Here is a 17,454-nt window from a genome sequence, read left to right as displayed (position 1 = left end):
TGCCGGTCTGGCGGCGGCGTGCGTCGGGCCTCAGACTGCCGGCACGGTGGTCCGCTTGAGATCCAGCTTGGCCCGCAGCACGTAGTTCTTCCTCATGACCGACACCGTCTGGGTCAGGCGCGCATCGTTGTAATCCTTGAACAGGGGCGGCCGGGGAGCGCGCAGGTAAAGGTCACGGTCCTGCTTCACCGCTGCAGGCAGCAGGATGTCGGCGATGTCGCCATCGCTGGCATCCGTCACCAGGCAGGGAATGAAACGAATGCCCAGGGACCGCAGGAGGTAGGCGCGGTGGGAACCATTGGTGAGGATGATGCGCTTGCCGACCCGGGTTGCGCTGATGACGTTATCGCTGAAACCCAGATAGATGACGATGGCGTGGCTGGCGGCGCCGAACGGCTCATAGGCTTGGATCGCCGATGGGTCCATCACCGCCACATCCAGGAAGCGCAGGTCGTTGGAGGCCGAGGCGAAGGCATGGTCGCCATCGGCCTGTGCGTACCGTACCGGCGGATGCGCACCTGCGCCCTGGCCCGTTGCCAGGGCCATGACCTCGTGCATGCTTGGCACCGCAGCAAAGCGCTGCTTCAGCGCAGCGAGATGGCGCAGGTTGAGCGACTCCTGGAACACGATCATCCGGTCGACCTCCACCATGCACCAGGTACGTGGCACCTGGCTGGTGATCCGATGCATCGATGGTTGGCGTAGCGCTGCGGCTGCGAGCGGCTGCAGCTCGTCCGCAAGCGCCTGGATGCCGACCGCCTCGGCGTGACCGGCTTCCTGGCTGGCCAACTCCATGGTTACTGCATGCGCGCTGCGCCATTGCTGAAGTTGGACTGCTTCGTCCACGTGTCCAGGCGGACAGCGCTCGCGAATAAAACGGATCAGCCGCGAGACGGGATACCACCCGTGCACGAGAAGCGTCGGGTCACACGCGTCGTCCCGTTCTTCGACCTCCATGAAAACTCCCCTGAGAAACTTGCGGATGGGTTCGCCCGACGAGGCTGGCGTGATCGATTATGTGATTAATGTCACGCGTATCTTTCCGCGTCTGAAAATAAATCGACACATTCTCAATTGTTACCTTGTAACATCGGTCTGGCGCGCATGCAATTGCCGGTGCGGACTGCATACCGCGGTTGTTTCGAACGCATCCATTGGGTTCTGGATGCGTCCACTTACTGACCAGAGGAAACACGCATGAACGAGTCGATCGACCTGGAACTGGCGGGCCATTCCATCCAGCAAGAGGATGGCAGCAGTGATCTCATCGAGCTGGGTGCAGTGGTGTCCGAGACCAAGGCGCACAGCCACGGGACGTTGTGGGACGGGATCTTCCCGACCACCTCGCCGTAACCGGCGGCACTGAAGGTCGGCGGTGCGTGCAGTGCACGCACCGCCTTGTTGTCACCAATGGGAGCTTGCATGCGCGATCTGGCATCGTCACAGCCGTATTTGTTGTCCATGGATGCGCATGTGTGTGTTGCCGGTGGAGTCGTCGTGCTGTTGGACGTGGCCACTGGTAAGTATTTGGCCATCGGCAGGGAGCAGTCAGCCACGTTGGGCAGCCAGATTCTGGGGTGGCCCGTGCCGCCCGGCAGTCAGAAGCGGACGCCGATCCTGGACACCCTGGTTGCACGCGGTCTCCTCACCCGGGATTCAAGACTGGGGCGGCCCGCGACCAGCGTGACGATCGCATTGCCGCGCCGCTGGTTACGCGAGGGTGAGCCGCGTGGATGCCCCACCATCACGCCACGCGATGTCCGCAGGTTTGCGTGGGCGGTGGCGGTTGCTGCCTGCGCAAAAAAATGCGTTTCCCTCAAGACAATCGTGGCCAGGGTCCAGAAGCGGGCGACAGATCAATCCCTGCAGGAATCACAACTGGATCGGTTGGCTTGGCTGGTGCGGGTATTCGATTGGTTGCGCCCGTTTGCGTTCAAGAAGACCGACGAGTGCTTCCTGTATTGCCTTGCGCTCAGCGAGTTTCTCTCGCGTTATGGATTTTTTCCGTCCTGGGTCTTTGCTGTGCGTACGTCTCCGTTCGCCGCCCACTGCTGGCTGCAATACGGTGATTACGTGCTGACCGACATTCCCTTCAACCTGCGCCGGATGGTTCCCATCCTGGTGCTGTGACGCGCCTGCCCATGTATCGCTATGTCGCCGTGTTCTGGAACGAGGAGTCGCCTGGATCCAAAGACCAGGCAGCGCGGGCGATCGCTCGCATCGAGACCGAGCTTGCAGGGGTGCGCTGCGCGCTGCGCGAACAGGGCGCGGCGATCTATTGGCAGAGCGATGATCCGGGATTTTTTGAGTGCACCCGGGTCGGTTCGCTGGTAATTCTTGGCAAGCTCTTTCCCAAGGCGTTTGCAAACGGCAACGTGCCCGAACCTGCCCGCTTCGACGACGATGCGGCCGATGCGGTATGCGCGAGCGGCGGCGCCAGTCTTGTGCAACGCTACTGGGGACGCTACGTGGCCTTCGGTCATGACGCATCGGCACGTAGCTGGTTCGCCGTGCGCGATCCCACTGCGGAACTTCCGTGCTTCGTCACTGAGGTCGGCAGCGTGACGCTGATCTTTTCCTGCATGGAAGACTGCCTGAAACTGCAGTTGAGGGAATTTTCGCTGCACTGGTCCTATGTGACCAGTGCCCTGCTGTTTCCCTTCCGCGACACCAGCCAGACCGGCTTTGCGCAGGTCCAGTCGCTGGAAGGCGGCGAAGGCCTCACGCTCCGCGCGGGCAGACCGATCGCGCGACAGTGCCATTGGGACGTGGTCAGGCAGGCGGTGGAGGATCCGATCACCAACCTGGACCAAGCCGTGGAGCTCACGCGTTCGACGCTGCTGGGCTGCATCGGCGCCCTGGCTAGCCAGCATGGGCATGTGCAGCTGCAGCTGTCCGGCGGCCTGGATTCGTCGATCCTGCTGGCCGGGTTGTTGCACGCTCCCTCGCGCCCACAGGTGCAGTGCGTCCACCATTACGATTCCGGGATTGGCGCTGATGAGAGGGCATTCGCGCGCATGGCGGTGGCAGGGGCGAGCGCGTCTGCCGGCCGCAGCTGCGAGTTCATCGAGTATCAGCGGGCACCGCACTGCGCGCTGGAAGACATCATGGCGTTTCCGGTGACGGCGCGCCCGGCGCACTGTTCGGGATATCTTCTGCACCGCCGTGCCGGCCTTGGCAAGGATCCGGGCAGGGAGCCGGTGCAGTTCACCGGCGTCGGCGGGGACGGGGTCTTCCTGCGCTTCAAGGGCAATGCGCCCGCGATCGACTACGCCTGGCGGCAGGGTATCGATCGCACCTTCCTGCGTGTGGCCTTCGAGACCGCGCAGTCGGGTGATTCGTTCTACGGCGTGATCAAGGACGCGCTGCGCCATGGCGTGTTGAAGAAGCCGGCGCGCATCAACGAGAACTGGGGAAATCCCTGCGAATGGGTGCTGGCCGATGCCGGCGCGCATGGCATTGGGCAACCCGCGTGGATGCGTCATGCCATCGCCCAGGGGCACCGCATCTCTCCGTACAAGATGGCGCACATCGGCCGCATGGTGTTTCCGCTGAGCGTGCTGGACCCGTTCGAAGGCGCGGGGCCGTGGCAGGGCGTGTCGCCGATCAGCGCGCAGCCGATGGTGGAGCTGTTTGCGCGCATCCCGTTGCACCTGCTCATGGCCGATGCAGAAGATCGCACGGTGGCGCGCCGCGCCTTCGAGGGCCTGCTGCCGACGGCCTTGCTGTCGCGCAAGATCAAGTCCTATCTGGACGATCACTCGGTGGCCGTCATCCAGCACCACCGCGACTTCATCCGTGGCTTGCTGGTCGATGGACATCTGGCCCGGCGCGGACTGATCGATAGCCGCCTTGCCGACGCCGGCATCGGCCGCGTGAGCCCGGACCATTCCCTGCAGGCGCTGGGGATCTTCGGCCCGCAGCTCAACATCGAAGCCTGGCTGCGGCGCTGGTCGGCGAGTACCGGCACTGGCGCCGCCATCGCGGTCTAACGGTGCCGGCTCATTTCCTGCAGATAGAGGTCTTCCAGGTCGTTGGCGGTGATGGTTGCCGCGTCTACCGTGCGGCGTAGCTGGCCGGCCTGCATCAGGCCGATGGTGGTGGCCACCTCGCGCGCACGGAACAGGTCGTGGGTGGCCATCAGGATCGCCGCCCCACGGTCGCGTTGGCGCACCAGCAGCTCGTGGAACTCGGCCGATGCTTCCGGATCCAGGCCGGAAGTCGGCTCGTCGAGCAGCAAGGCCTTGGCCTGTTTGACGATGGCCAGGGCGATGCCGACTTTCTGCCGCATTCCCTTCGAATAATGGCCGACCCGGCGGTCGAACACGCCCGGTGTCAGCCCCGCCGCGGCAAGGGCATCGCGCAGGCGCGCCGGCGTGCGATCGGCCACCTGCGCCAGACGCGCGAAATAATCCAGGTTCTCGTAGCCGGTCAGCTCTTCATACAGCGCCACGGTTTCAGGAATGTAAAGCAGACGGCGGCGGACTGCATGGGGCGCATCCTGGGCATTGAGACCATCCACTTCGGCCACACCCGAGGTCGGGGTCATGAAGCCGAGGAACAACTTGATGGTGGTCGACTTGCCGGCGCCGTTGGCGCCGAGCAGGCAGTAGATTTCGCCGGGCGCCACACTGAAACTCACATCGTCCAGTGCGCGCTGGGTGCCGTGGTGCTTGGTCAGACGTTTTGCGCAGAGCATAGGGTGCTCCTTACGGCGTGGTAGATTGGCCGCGCATGGCCCAGGCGGCGACAAGCAGCAGCCCGATGGCACCGCACAGCGCTGCAAGGTCGGCGAGCAGCCCGCGGCGCAGCGGGCCGGGGGGATCATGGAAGGCAAAACGCGGCAACGTGTCGTATTCGGCCAGTGTCTGCGGAGCATCGCGATCCAGATAGGCCTGGTGCAGACGCCGACGTTGCTGCCAGAACACGGTGACTTGTTCCTGGAAGGCGAGCGCGCGATCGGCATCGGCGCCGGCAAGGCGGTCCAGCGCATCCTGGGCGGCCACCGACGGCAACAGCAGCCGTGCGCGATCCATCAGCTGGCGATGTGCGTCCTGTGCGCGCCGGTGCTCGGCAAGCAACGGCGCCAACGCGCGGTCGGTCGCAAGCAGGTCGGCATAGCTGTCGCGCAACTGGTCGGGCAGGGTCGGGGCCGGCGAGCGTACCGGGGTGGGATGGGCCGCGCGGTGCAGGCGCTGGCGTTCGGCCAGGGTTGTCAGTCGCGCCTTGATCTCGGTGGAAAAGCGCAGGTCCGACGGCGCGGGGGCCAGCAGATCGATCCCGGCCAAGGTCAGCGATGGCGCCATGACCACCAGCAGCAGCCAGATCGCCCCTGCGGCAATCGCCGCTTGGGTGGATCGCCGCGCGCGCAGGCCGATCAGCACCGAGACCGCCAGCCAGAACGCCCCGTAGCTCAACACGATCAGGGCCAGGCAGGCCAGCCCGAGCGGATCGCGCGCACCCGCCCACGCCGCGGCGGCCAGCACGATCGTCGTGGCAGGCAGCAGCACGATCATCCCGCGCGTCAGCGCCTTGACCGCCAGCAGCCTGCCCAGCGCCACCGGCTGCGACAGCACCATGGCGTCGATACCGCGTTCGCGCTCCCGCGACCACAGGTCGTAGCTGGTGGCCAGTACGACCAGCGGCAGCAGGAAGACGATGACGAAGGCCAGGTCGAACGGTCCGGCCGCCCGGGCGGTGGGGCTGCCGATATCGGCCCAGACGCGCTTGAACAAGGTGGTGGCATCTCCCAGCGCGACCACATCGGCGGTGAACGGATAGGCATCGGCCTGGCCGACCGACACCGCGGCCATCGGTCGCGGTGGCAGCACCGGCTGCACACGGGGCAGCACCGAGGGCGCGGTGCCGACGAAGCTGCGTGCACGCGCGAGCATCTGGTGCTCTTCGGCGGCGAGCAGCCCGATGGCCGCCATGCGTTGGTCCACCCACGCGCGGCCGTTCCAGGCGGCATAGCTTGCAAGCGCGCCGAGCAGCACCAGCAGGCCCAACAGCGCACGGTCGCGCAGCAGCCGGCGCATCTCGTAGCCGGCCACGGCGAGGCTGCTCATGGCTGCGCTCCCAGGCGTGCAGCGGCCAGCAGCGTCAGGCACAGGCCCAACAGCGTCCAGCCGAGCAGGATGAGCAGATTGGGCAACTGCGCCACGGCGATGCCGGGCAGCGTCTGCGCCTTCGGCGTATAGGCGACCGCACGCGTGAGGCTGGCGATATCGGCCACATGGTGGCGCGCGCCTGGTGCGGGCTTGTGGGCCTTGACCTCATGGTTCAGCGCCTGAATCAGCCGGTAGCGATAGTCTTCCACGCCGCGTAGATAGGTCAGATGGGCGGCGAAGTCGGTTTCGGCGAATGCGCGTGACCACGGCTGCAACGCGAGCGTCGGCGACAGGGCGGCGAGCGCGCGCTGCACCTGCTCCTGCTGCCGATACGCGGTGTAGAGACGTTCGAAATGCCGCGCATAGGTCCGGGTGGAATTGTTCTCGGCAAATTCCAGCGCGACGCCCCTGAAGTTCACCGGCAGCTTGTCAACGCTGTCGACGGCGTAGCGTTCCAGCAACTCGGCCTTGAGGGCTTCCAGGCGCACGTCGGCCGGGTCGTGGCCATCGACCCCACGTTCGGCTTCTTCGCTGACCGCCGCCCGGAATGCCGGCGCGGACGGGGTGGGCACCAGGCTCTCGGCCACCGCGGGCGCCATCCGGGGTGCGAGCAGGGTGGCCACGACCCAGAAGCACAGCAAGATCATCAGCGACGTGCGTGCCGACCGGCACAACCCCGAGATTGCAGTGGTCAACGCGCAGAACGCCAGCAGGTAGAGCAGGTAGCCGACCGCCATGGCCAGCACGGCGCTCACTGTGGCAGCGCCGGCCTCCTGCAGGAGGATGGCAGGCAGGCTAGCGCCGAGCAGGGGAAGCGCGAGCAGGCCGCCGACGGCAGCCAGGGCGAGCAGCCGGCCGCCGACCAGGGCGGTGGTTGCGCCGCCGGCCGCCAGCTCTTGGCGCAGGCGTTCGCGGGCCACATCGCCGGACATGCTGGAAAAGCCGGCCAGGATGAGCAGCAGCGGTGCGATCACCTGCAACGCCCATGCGGCGGAAAATCCATCGAAGCGGCTCAGCGCGGCGCCTTGCTCGATCGGCCGGTGACGCGCCGGGTTCTGTGCATGGCCTTCGATGAACACCGAGGTGCCAACCACCTTCGACACCCCTGGATCGAAGCTTGCCAGCGGCCGGACCGGCGCGGGGATCGCCCGGCCGACGTGCGCGGCCGCATGCGGATCGATCGTGCCCTGGTGGTTCCACAAGCGGGCTTCTTCTGCGGCCACGGCCTGCCGCTCGCGCGCCTGCGCCGCCAGGTGGACAGCGCTGGTACCCGCCGAGGTGCAGGCCAGGATCACCGCCACGAGCGCCAGCCACGCCACGCGTCGCTCGCGCCACATCACGGTGAGCTGGGCTGCGAGGACACCGCGTGTCTGCGACAGCGCGGACACCCTCATGGTGTCATCGGCAGCGCGGGCGGCCATGCGCATCTCCTGCGTGCATTACCACTGATGGGTCAGCGTCAGGGACACAAAGCGCCCCAAGGCAGTGGCATTGGTCGGGTCATAACCGGTATTGATGCCGTTGACGACGAAGGGCGGATCGCGATCAAGAAGGTTTTGCACGTTCAGGGCCACACGGGTCTGGTCCTGCATGCCGGACGCGGCGCCAAACCGGTAGGCAAGGTTCACATCCACCGTGGTCCAGGAGGCCACATGCCGATCGCGCAGGTTGGCCGGGTCACGATAGTCGTCGGCGTAGTTGACGAATACCCCGCCCGATGCCTGGCGCCGCGTCGCGGTCAGCCCGCCGCGCAGCTTCAGATCGATCGGCAGGTAGACGGCGTTGAACGCCTCCACTTCCGGCGCGGTGCTGGTCACCCGGCGCGTGGAGTCGATGATGTACTGCCCGGCCAGGTTGATCGCCATGCTGGTCTGGCCGGCATCGAAGGCATAGGACGCATCCAGATCGACTCCGCGTTGTGCAGTGGAGGCGTTGTTGCGGAAGCGGTTGTCGAGTATGACCTCGGTACTGGTCTGGTCGGTTCCCGGGGCAAGCGCGAACGGGCCGACCTGCGAGAGGAACAAGCCAAGCCCGTCCAGGCCGATCTGGCTGGCGTTGCGGATCTGCTCCTGCGTCGGCGCAAAGGTCAGAATATCGGCGTAGGCCGCCGTAGGCCCCAGGAACAGCGAAGGAAAGCTGCCCGCAAACCCGCTATCGATGCGGTCCTGGTAAGTGATGCGGTAGTAGTTGGCATCGATCTTCAGCCCGGGGACGGCGCGGGGCGCAAACGACACGCCACCGGTCCAGGTCCTGGCGCGTTCCGGGCCCAGATCGGGGTTACCGTTGGCGAGCATCAGCAGCACGGTACGTCCACTGGTGGCAGCGGGATTGGGAATACGGGCGACCACGGCGGTGTTGTTGGGTTGCATGTCCTGATACACCGGGGCGCGGTAGGAGCGTCCGTAGGTGCCCCGCAATGACAGCCCATCGGCCACCTCCCACAGCAGTCCGAACTTGGGATTGAGGGTGGAACCGACGTCGCTGTAGTCGTCGTAGCGCGCTGCGGCCGTCAGTGACAGCGCGCGGACGCCAGGCAGGTCGCTCAGCAGCGGCACGTTCAACTCCGCGAACGCCGACCGGATCGTGCGATGCACGTCGAAGGGTTTCTCCAGGCCGCGGTAATCGTAGAAATCGTAGCCATCGCGTCGCACGCTGGCACCCACGGCCGCGTGCGCGGCACCGGCGGGCAGGGAGATCAGTTCGCCGTCGGCGATCAGTTCCAGATAGCGTGTGTCAGAGCGCATGTCCGTCGGGCGCGCCGTGATGGCGGAGGTGCCCGCAATGGTCGTGCGCTCGTAGCGCACCGTATTCCTGCCCCATCCGCCCTGCAGGCGGGCCTGCCACTGGCGTGGCAGGTCCAGCGTCAATCCGGCGAACAGGTCGAACTGCCGTGTCCGGGGAAACAGGTGGGTTTCATCGGCGGTTCCGGAAATGGTGGTGTCCATGTCGCGCTTGGCGAAGGAGCCTGTCACCGCAAGCGACAGCGCCTGGCTCAGTTGCTGGCCCGCATCGATATACACGCTATGCCGCCTGGACCCGGGATACAGATCGTAGGGCGTGACGGTCACGTCCTTGGAAAAATCGCGATCAGTTGCCGACAGGTTGTCCTGCTTCAGGAATTCGTAGGTAGCCAGCAAATGGCCACCATCCCAGGCCCAGCCACCGGCCTGCGACGCCTGGTATTCCTGCATGCCCCCGGATGTGGTCGTGCCGGCACGCACTGCGGTTTCGTATCCGGTGAAGTCGCTGCGCAAGATGATGTTGACCACGCCACCGACCGCATCGGCACCATAGATGGCGGACGCACCATCGGTGAGGATTTCCACGCGCTCCACCGCGCTGAGCGGTATCAACGACACGTCCACATACTGATAGCGGTTGGACGACGCCACCCGGTGACCATTGATCAGCGTCAAGGTGGTACCGGTCCCCAGACCGCGCAGATTGATCGAGGTGCCTTGGCCGAAGTTGCTCCCGGTGTCGCGGTCCAGCCCCAGGTTGGCGACATTGGCGCCGTTGGCGCCGCCGCCGAAGTTCTGCGGAAGCTTCTCGAAGAACTGCTGCAGTGTTGCAACGCCGACACGCTCGATGGCCTGCTTTTCGAACACGATGACTGGTGACGCGCCGCCTGCCGCGCCTTGGCGGATATGGCTGCCTGTCACCAGCACCGGTGCGAGCGTGGTTGCCTGCTCGCTGGACGCCGTATCCGTAGACGCCGCATCCGTGTCTTGGCCGAGATCGCTCGTATCGACGCTGTCGCGCTGCTGCGCCTGCAGCGGTGCCGCCGTGCAAGCCAGGGCGATGATGCCTGCCGCCAGCAACCCGGGCGACCTGATGACGGAACGATTTTTCATACGGGAAGGTGGTGTCTGTGCAAGGCGAGTGGCCGCAGCTGGACGCTGTGCGGCAATGTTATGTTGTAACCCCTGATTGTTATTCTATAACAGTTGTCGCGCCACTGCACAGGGAACACCACGGCTGGCTGTTTCCATGCGCACCGCTCCCGGCGGGCTAACCCTTGCGTCCGCGTGGTGGGCAGGTTCCATCGACGAGGTGACACTGACGTGCTTCAACCTCACGCGTCTGATCGGCGGGCAGTGGATGCAGGACGTCTGGTGCAGCCAGGATCCCGCAGCAACGTGCAACCAGTGTCCTGTGCGATGGCATGACGCAGGGACGCGCATGCGGCTGGGCCGGCGCTCCCACGAGGATGCTTGATGGCCCCAGCCCTTAAGACGCTCGCGCACCGGCCTGTCCGGGAGCGATGGACCCCGCAGGCGATGGGCTCGCATGGCATCGGCATGCGCATGGCACCACGCATGAGACTCAGGCTGGACGTCCCGGATGTTTGGTCCGGACGTCGACCGGCACGAATGGCTTGAAATCGCCGCCGATCATGATCGTCGGCCCGCGATGCGTCATGGCGCCAGCAGCAACCTTAGGGCGATTCAAGATCCGATCCTGCGTCCGCCTGGATGGCCGGCCCTTGCCCTGCCTGGGCGCGCGGTGCTGGCAGCAGGTGTCGGCACTGCCGTGACTAGAGGACGCCACTGCAGGATCAACCCGCGAACCGGGATGCGGTTGTCTTGAGCAACGGCCCTGGATGCCGGCCGCGTCGATGGGAGTGCTTGCTGCGCTGGTGCGGTGAGTATGCGGGCGAGTTGGCGGCGCAAGTGCATGTGCACCGCAGGGCACTCTGTCGTGCCCTGCCGGTGCGGCGCATCAGAGGTTGTCGGGTGCCGGCGCCGTGGCCCGTGCGTGCTGCTTGCCGCGTGCGTGTTCGATGGCGGTGCGGAGCTTGCGTGCTGCTCCGGTCACGGCCGAGGCCGTGGTTTCGGCGCTGTTGGTCGCGGCGATCGGCGGCAGGCCGGCGACGTGTGCTTCGATACTGCAGGTTCGATCCGCTGCGCCGCCGCGTTGGCCGTTCTCGTCGCGCAGATGCACGTCGACGCGGGTGATGTCGTTGGCAAAATGCGCCAGTTGGGCGGTGCAGGTCTTCTCGACATGCTGCACGACGGACGGGTCGTGCGGCACGTGCTTGTCGGTCTGGATCTGAATCTGCATAGAGTGTCTCCTTCGCGGTCATCCACTGCGTCTGCCGCAGCGGTAGCTCGATTCTGCGATAGCCCGGTGTTGCCGCAAGGTGACAAGGCGTCGCATGTTCATGCGCGGGTTGGCTGCGCGGTGGCAATCGAACGTGGCTCACTGGATGTAGCGAGCGATCGTCAGGCGAGCGTCGACAGCGCGCTCGAGGTTGCAGTGTACAAGGGTGTCTGGGACGTCAGGCAGCGGCTGCGCCCGCCGCCTGGCGGGGCGAGGGGCGACCTGGATCGCGCATTGCGGCTGGTCGTGTTGCCATGCCCGCCTTGAAGATTGCCTTGCGAACATGTGGCGGCAGGCGGCAGTGTGGCGCAGGACGTACGCAGTGTGATCGCGCCGCTTGCGTCTGCATGAATCGCCGCCGCCGCAGGCCTCGGCCCGGCCGGGAGGGTGGCTTAAGATGCCGGCACCGCGCGGCCGCGCGCCTGCCAGATGCCTGCCTGTGTCCGAATTCCGCTTCGCTCCGCTTGTCCGCTCGGGTTCGTTGCTGCGTGTGTTGCTGTGCTGTGGCCTTTGGCTGGTCTGCGCCGGTGGCGTGCTGGCCCAGGACGAGGTCACGTTGCTGGAGACCGCGCAGACCCAGCTGGATGACGCGCAGAAGGTGCTGGACCAGGGCGAGGCCGGGCTGGAGAAAGCCGACACCGACCTGCTGCGCAAGCTGACCGACCAGGTCACCGCGGCACAACGGCAGACACAGGACCTGGCACGTCAGCTGGATGCGCCGCTCAAGCAGCTGAGCGTGCGTCTGGATGGCTTGGGGGTGGAGCAGGCCACTGACCCGAGCGACCTGAAAAAGCAGCGTAAAGCGCTGGCGAACGAAAAGAACAAGCTGGACGCGGAGCTCAAGCGCGCCAATCTGCTGGCCTCCGAAGCCGGTGAACTGGCTGACCGCCTGGAACACAGGCGCGCACAGTTGTTCAGTGTGCAGCTGTCCACACGCGTCGCCTCGCCGTTGTCGCCGGCGCTATGGAGCCAGATCGCCCGGCAATGGCCGGACGACCGCGCGCGGTTGCAGGCCGTGAACGACGAGGCCGCCCAGGTGCTCAACGCCGGTATCGCCGCCCAAGGCGTCGGCGGACTGGTGACCGGCGCGATGATCGCGCTGCTGCTGGCATTTCCGCTGCGCATCTTTCTGCGCCATCTCGGCCGGCGCTACGCCGCCTCGCGCGCGCCGGGCGGGCGGTTGCGACGTTCCGGACTGGCCTTGTGGTTTCTGCTGGTGGGCACGCTCAGCCTGGGCACGGCAGCCTGGGCACTGGCCGAAAGCGTGCGCGCGATCGCCGCGCTGCCACCTGATCTGGACGAGTTGCTCGATACGCTGGTCATCATCAGTTTCGTCGCCGCTTTTGTCGGTTCGCTCAGCGCCAGCCTGCTGATGAAGCATCAGCCCAGTTGGCGCCTGTTCCCGCTGGACGACGCCACGGTCGATCGCCTGCGCGTGCATTGCCTGGCCACCGCTGCGGTGATCTGGTTCAGCGGCATGGCGATGAAGTTCAACGAGGTGGCACGCACCAGTGCCGCGGCGACCACTGCGACCGACGCGGTCGCCGCCCTGTTGTATGCGGGCCTGATCCTGTCGGCACTGGCTGGCCTGAGCCTGTCGTTGCGCGCACGCGCCGCCAGCGCCGGGGCCGCCGACCCCGATAGCAGCGAGCCGCCGCCGGTGGTGTCGCGTGGCGGCGGGTTCATCGTGCTGATTCGCCTGCTGGGGCATGTGGCGGTGATCGTGTCGCTGCTGGCGGCCCTGTTCGGCTATCTCAACCTGTCGTTGTTCATCGCGCGCCAGATCATCTGGATCACCCTGATCTGCAGCCTGCTCGGGCTGCTGGTGGTGTTCGCCGACGATCTGCTGACCTGGGTCTTCAAGCCCGAGGGTCGCTTCAGTCGCGCGCTGTCGCATGCCTCCGGCGTGGGTAGCGGGCGTCTGGTGCAACTGGGCCTGTTGCTGTCGGCGGTGCTGCGCGTGCTGTTGATCCTGCTGGGAATCGCGGCCCTGGTGACGCCTTTCGGCGCCAATCTGTCGGCGGTGACCGGTTGGGTCGAAAACGTTTCGCACGGCATCAAGATCGGCAACGAGCTCACCATCACGCCGGCCGCGGTGACGCGCGCGCTGCTGGTGTTCTTCCTGGGGCTGGGCGTGGTGCACGTGGTGCAGCAGTGGCTGCTCAACACCTATCTGCCCAAGACCGAGCTGGATGCGGGCGCGCGCAATTCGATCAGCACGGTGGCGCGCTATCTCGGCTGGCTGGTGGTGGTGGTGTGGGGGCTGACTGCGCTGGGCCTGGACCTGAAGCGGTTGGCGCTGGTGTTGAGCGCGTTGTCGGTGGGTATCGGATTCGGTTTGCAGGCGATCACGCAGAACTTCGTCTCCGGCCTGATCCTGCTGGCCGAGCGGCCGGTCAAGATCGGCGACTGGGTGCGCATCGGCGACCAGGAGGGCGATGTGCGCAGGATCAGCGTGCGCGCGACCGAGATCCAGGTGGGCGATCGTTCCACCCTGATCGTGCCCAACTCGGAGCTGATCACCAAGAGCGTGCGCAACATGACGCTCTCCAACCCGATGGGTCGGGTGCAGCTGCAGTTCTCCGTGCCGCTGGAAGCCGATGCGGCCAAGGTGCGCGACATGCTGCTGACCCTGTTTGCCGAACACGCCAAGGTGCTGGCCGAGCCGGCGCCCTCGGTGTTCATCGATTCGCTGGCCGGCGGCCACATCAACTTCAACTCGTTCGCCTACGTCAGCAGTCCACGCGATGCCTATGGCGTGCGCAGCGAGCTGTTCTTCGCGCTCTTGCAGCGCATGACCAGTGCCGGCATCGCACTGCAGTCGCCGCAGGAAATCCGCTTCAGCCGCGCCGGTGTGGCCGAAGCGCGCGACGGACAGGACAGCGCGCCGACCTCGCCGACCTAGCGGACCGACAGCGCCTGGTGGCCGGTGGTGCAGTGGTTGCCGCACGCGCGCGTGCGGGCTGGTGCCACCGTGGCGAATCGTAAGCGCGGCGTCATGACTGCAGGTAGGCCTGAAAGGCGCCTGCCAGATGATCGAATACCGCGCGCACGCGCGGCACGTTGCGCAGGTCCTCGTGCGTCACGATCCATGTCTCCAGCGCGGGCAGGACGAGCCCGGGCAGCACCTGCACCAGATCCGGGTGCGCGCGTGCCACCGGGCACTGCGCCACCACGATGCCCAGCCCGGCGCGCGCCAGCGCCAGTTGTGCCGGGTGGCTGTCGGTGCGGACGCTCAGCTGCGCGCGCCCCAGCTCCGGATGCAGCACCGTGGCGAACGCCAGGTCGGCGCGGCATCGGTCCGGGCCGATCAGCGCGTGCTGCAGCAGGGCGTCCGCCGAGCCGGGGACGCCATGGCGTGCGAGGTAGTCGCGATGGGCAAACAGGCCCAGCGCAATGGCGCCGACCTTGCGTGCGACCAGGGCGCTTTGCGTTGGCGGATGCATCCGCACGGCGAGATCGACCTCCTGTTCCAGCAGGTCGGCCGCGTTGTTGCTGAGCGAGACCTCCGCCACGATGCGCGGGTGCGCTGCGCGCAGGCTGGCCAGCATGGCAGGCAGCACCTCGATTCCGACGAACTCGGAAACGCCGATGCGGACGCTGCCGGCGATCTCGCCCGGTGGGCTGTAGGCAAGGCGCACGAACTGCGCCGACGCGCGCGCCATGCTGCGGGCGGACTCGGCCAAGGCGCGTGCCTGTTCGGTGGGGGTCAGACCGGTGATCGACCGGGTGAACAGCGTGGTGCCCAGCATGCGTTCGAGTGCGGCCAGGCGGGTGCGCACCGTGGGTTGGGTCACGCCCAGCAGCCGCGCGGCGGCCGACAGGCTGCCCTCGTCCAGCACGGCAAGAAAGATCCGCTGATCTTCCCAGGCGATGTCCTCGCTCATAAAAATTGATCCAGCCGCTGGTGGAATTTCGATACTTCCATCCTAGCCGGTGCAACGGCACGCTGGCTGCCGTCCGAACGCGGGCCAGCCGTCGGGACCTCGCGATGCGAGCTCTGCAGGGCCGGTCGATCAGGCAAGGATGGCAGACGATACGGCTACCGCCCGACTGCCGGCGGCAGGCACGCTGATCGCCGTTGCACACAGCACCGATTGAGTTCCCTTCATTTTCCCAAGGAGCAAACGCATGCCTTACACCACGTCGCTGGATCGCTACCGCCTGCTTGGCCGCTCGGGCCTGCGCGTGTCGCCGCTGGCGCTGGGCACCATGACCTTCGGGCAGGACTGGGGCTGGGGCGCAGATGCAGGCGAAGCCAAGCGTATTTTCGACGCCTATGTGGAGCGTGGCGGAAATTTCCTGGACACCTCGGTGAACTACACCAACGGCGCTTCCGAACGCATCGTTGGCGAGCTCATCAAGGACAAGCGCGAACGCATCGTGCTGGCGACCAAGTACTCGATGGCGCGCGATGCCGGCAACATCAACTCCGGTGGCAATCATCGCCTGAATCTGGTGCGCTCGGTGGAGACCAGCCTGCGCCAGCTGGCGACCGATCGCATCGACCTGTTCTATCTGCACGCCTGGGATTTCACCACCGCGCCGGATGAAGTGATGCGGGCGCTGGACGACTTGGTGCGCGCGGGCAAGCTTCTCTATCTGGGCATCTGCAATACACCGGCCTGGCGGGTGGCGCAGCTGCAGACCCTGGCCGACCTGCGTGGCTGGTCGCCGTTGGTGGCATTGCAGATCGAATACAGCCTGGTCGAGCGCAGCGTCGAACACGAATTGATTCCGATGGCGCGCGAACTGGGGCTGGGCGTGCTGCCGTGGTCACCGCTGGGTGGCGGCATCCTGACCGGGAAATACAGCCGCGACGACCTGTCCGACGAGAACGGGGCAGAGGTCGCAGCCAGCCGCAAGGGCGTGATCGCCTCGACCGGACACCTCAACGCGCGGGCGCTGGACATCGCCGATGCGGTGGGCGCGGTGGCCGACGAACTGGGTGCCTCGCGCTCGCAGGTGGCGCTGGCCTGGACCCTGCGCAATCCGGCAGTGGTGGCGCCGTTGATGGGCGCACGCACGCTGGAACAGGCCGAGGACAATTTCGGTGCGCTGTCGCTGGCGCTGAGCGAGGCGCAGCTGGAGCGGCTACAGCAGGCCAGTGCGGTGGCGCCGATCTTTCCGGAGCGCTTCATCGGCCGCCCGATGGCGCAGCAGCTCATCTATGGAACCTCGACCCTGGAACCGCGCCGCTGATTGGAGGAGAACCGCATGCACGTCTCTGGTTACGCACTGCTGTGGGTCGCCGCCGCGCTGCTGGCGCAGGTGGTGGCCGCCGCGCCCGCGGGCATGGCCGCGGGCACCGATTGTGCCGAGGCAACCACACCGACCGAGCGCAACCGCTGTATCGTCGATGGCGCATTCCGGCAATGGGCCAGCGGCGGGCGCGGCTTCTTCGATCGCGTGCTCGCGCCGGAGGTGGTGTGGACCATCGAGGGGTCCGGACCGCATGCGGGTACGCTGCATGGCCGTGAGGCGCTGATGGCGCGTGCGGTGCAGCCGCTGGCCAGCCGCCTGTCCACACCATTGCGTCCGCTGCAGTGGCAGGTCTGGGCCGATGGCGCACATGTCATCGTGCAATGGGAAGGCGCTGGCCGCGTGCGCGCCGGCGGCGAGTACCGCAACCGCTACGCTTGGATCATGCGCATGCACGAAGGCAAGGCGGTGCAGGTCAATGCATTCCTGGATCTGCCACGTTATGGCGAGGCGCTGCAAGGTGGCCCCGCGCAGGTTGCCGGCGGAGCAGGGACATGAGCGATGCGCGGATGACGTTGGCAGTGGCAGTGGCCCTGGGTGCAGGAGCGGCAGTGTTCTGCACTGCTGCAGCGTCGCTGGATCCGTCACTGCGTGCAGGCGACGATGCGACCGACGCACGCGGCGGGCAGCGGCGGCAGGCGCATCCTTATCTGGGGACCTGGGTCACCGCCGACGGCAGCATGCGGCGGGAGTTATTGCCGACCGGATATCACGCCCAGGCCGGCGGCCGTGGCGAGTCTGGCCAGGGCCGCTACGTGGTGGAACGCGACCGGATCCGCTTCCTGGACGCGCGCGGTTCCTTCGCCGAGGGAATCTTCGTCGGTTCGAATGAACTGCATCACGGTGGACGCATCTTCCACCGGCAAGGCAAGGCCGCGTCCGCGAGCTAGCGGCGCGCCGCATGCAACGCGCTGCGCGCGTTCGGCATGCCAACCAGGCGATGGAGCCCCTGCCGCTGGCCCGCGCCGGCGACATTCCC

Annotated in this window: 15 protein-coding genes; 7 read left to right on the top strand and 8 right to left on the bottom strand. The window is 66.5% G+C overall.

Going from position 1 to position 17,454, the window contains the following annotated elements:
- Window positions 1–30: 30 nt before the first annotated feature.
- Window positions 31–957, bottom strand: coding sequence for a hypothetical protein (locus ACCQ05_RS19600; RefSeq protein WP_228961839.1), 927 nt, complete (start codon window positions 955–957; stop codon window positions 31–33).
- Between the two features lie 240 nt (window positions 958–1,197).
- Between ACCQ05_RS19600 and ACCQ05_RS19595 the strand changes: the two genes are divergently transcribed.
- From ACCQ05_RS19595 to ACCQ05_RS19585, 3 genes are all read left to right on the top strand, one after another.
- Window positions 1,198–1,353 (top strand): hypothetical protein, encoded by a 156-nt coding sequence (locus ACCQ05_RS19595; RefSeq protein WP_228961838.1) that lies wholly within the window; start codon window positions 1,198–1,200, stop codon window positions 1,351–1,353.
- A gap of 69 nt (window positions 1,354–1,422) precedes the next feature.
- Window positions 1,423–2,130, top strand: a complete 708-nt coding sequence (locus ACCQ05_RS19590) for a lasso peptide biosynthesis B2 protein (protein WP_228961837.1) — start codon at window positions 1,423–1,425, stop codon at window positions 2,128–2,130.
- Between the two features lie 11 nt (window positions 2,131–2,141).
- Complete coding sequence (locus ACCQ05_RS19585) at window positions 2,142–3,992, top strand: asparagine synthase-related protein (protein ID WP_372392178.1); 1,851 nt, start codon at window positions 2,142–2,144, stop codon at window positions 3,990–3,992.
- Here ACCQ05_RS19585 and ACCQ05_RS19580 read toward each other — a convergent pair.
- From ACCQ05_RS19580 to ACCQ05_RS19555, 6 genes are all read right to left on the bottom strand, one after another.
- Entirely contained in the window at window positions 3,989–4,699 is a 711-nt protein-coding gene (locus ACCQ05_RS19580) for an ABC transporter ATP-binding protein (protein WP_228961835.1), read from the bottom strand. The two genes, ACCQ05_RS19585 and ACCQ05_RS19580, sit on opposite strands and share 4 nt — an antisense overlap.
- A gap of 10 nt (window positions 4,700–4,709) precedes the next feature.
- Window positions 4,710–6,068 carry an ABC transporter permease subunit gene (locus ACCQ05_RS19575; protein ID WP_228961834.1) on the bottom strand — a complete coding sequence of 453 codons (1,359 nt, stop codon included), beginning with the start codon at window positions 6,066–6,068 and terminating at the stop codon, window positions 4,710–4,712.
- On the bottom strand, window positions 6,065–7,531 hold the full coding sequence (locus tag ACCQ05_RS19570) for a DUF3526 domain-containing protein (RefSeq protein ID WP_228961833.1): 1,467 nt from the start codon (window positions 7,529–7,531) through the stop codon (window positions 6,065–6,067). Before ACCQ05_RS19570 ends, ACCQ05_RS19575 begins: the two co-directional genes overlap by 4 nt.
- 18 nt (window positions 7,532–7,549) lie before the next feature.
- Window positions 7,550–9,964 (bottom strand): TonB-dependent receptor plug domain-containing protein, encoded by a 2,415-nt coding sequence (locus tag ACCQ05_RS19565; protein ID WP_372392177.1) that lies wholly within the window; start codon window positions 9,962–9,964, stop codon window positions 7,550–7,552.
- 472 nt (window positions 9,965–10,436) lie between these two features.
- Window positions 10,437–10,562 carry a hypothetical protein gene (locus ACCQ05_RS19560; protein ID WP_372392176.1) on the bottom strand — a complete coding sequence of 42 codons (126 nt, stop codon included), beginning with the start codon at window positions 10,560–10,562 and terminating at the stop codon, window positions 10,437–10,439.
- A gap of 270 nt (window positions 10,563–10,832) precedes the next feature.
- Window positions 10,833–11,174, bottom strand: a complete 342-nt coding sequence (locus ACCQ05_RS19555) for an HPF/RaiA family ribosome-associated protein (protein WP_104543619.1) — start codon at window positions 11,172–11,174, stop codon at window positions 10,833–10,835.
- 436 nt (window positions 11,175–11,610) lie between these two features.
- On the opposite strand from ACCQ05_RS19555, the gene ACCQ05_RS19550 reads away from it, so the two are divergent.
- The gene (locus ACCQ05_RS19550; RefSeq protein ID WP_372392175.1) at window positions 11,611–14,118 is read left to right on the top strand and encodes a DUF3772 domain-containing protein; all 2,508 of its coding nucleotides are present in this window, start codon (window positions 11,611–11,613) and stop codon (window positions 14,116–14,118) included.
- Between the two features lie 91 nt (window positions 14,119–14,209).
- Here ACCQ05_RS19550 and ACCQ05_RS19545 read toward each other — a convergent pair whose 3' ends face one another.
- Window positions 14,210–15,100 (bottom strand): LysR family transcriptional regulator, encoded by an 891-nt coding sequence (locus ACCQ05_RS19545; protein ID WP_372392174.1) that lies wholly within the window; start codon window positions 15,098–15,100, stop codon window positions 14,210–14,212.
- A gap of 244 nt (window positions 15,101–15,344) precedes the next feature.
- On the opposite strand from ACCQ05_RS19545, the gene ACCQ05_RS19540 reads away from it, so the two are divergent.
- The 3 genes from ACCQ05_RS19540 to ACCQ05_RS19530 are packed head-to-tail and all read left to right on the top strand — an operon-like array spanning window position 15,345 to window position 17,365.
- The gene (locus ACCQ05_RS19540) at window positions 15,345–16,415 is read left to right on the top strand and encodes an aldo/keto reductase (protein ID WP_104543613.1); all 1,071 of its coding nucleotides are present in this window, start codon (window positions 15,345–15,347) and stop codon (window positions 16,413–16,415) included.
- Between the two features lie 15 nt (window positions 16,416–16,430).
- Window positions 16,431–16,973, top strand: coding sequence for a nuclear transport factor 2 family protein (locus ACCQ05_RS19535; RefSeq protein WP_372392173.1), 543 nt, complete (start codon window positions 16,431–16,433; stop codon window positions 16,971–16,973).
- Window positions 16,970–17,365 (top strand): Atu4866 domain-containing protein, encoded by a 396-nt coding sequence (locus ACCQ05_RS19530; protein WP_228961829.1) that lies wholly within the window; start codon window positions 16,970–16,972, stop codon window positions 17,363–17,365. The genes ACCQ05_RS19535 and ACCQ05_RS19530 overlap by 4 nt, the downstream gene beginning before the upstream one ends.
- Window positions 17,366–17,454: the final 89 nt, after the last annotated feature.

The organism is Xanthomonas sp. NCPPB 3582 (genome assembly GCF_041475735.2).
Taxonomy (GTDB): Bacteria; Pseudomonadota; Gammaproteobacteria; order Xanthomonadales; family Xanthomonadaceae; genus Xanthomonas; species Xanthomonas codiaei.
The sequence above is the reverse complement of the archived record's forward strand: the minus strand, read 5'-3'. Positions and strand labels throughout refer to the sequence as shown.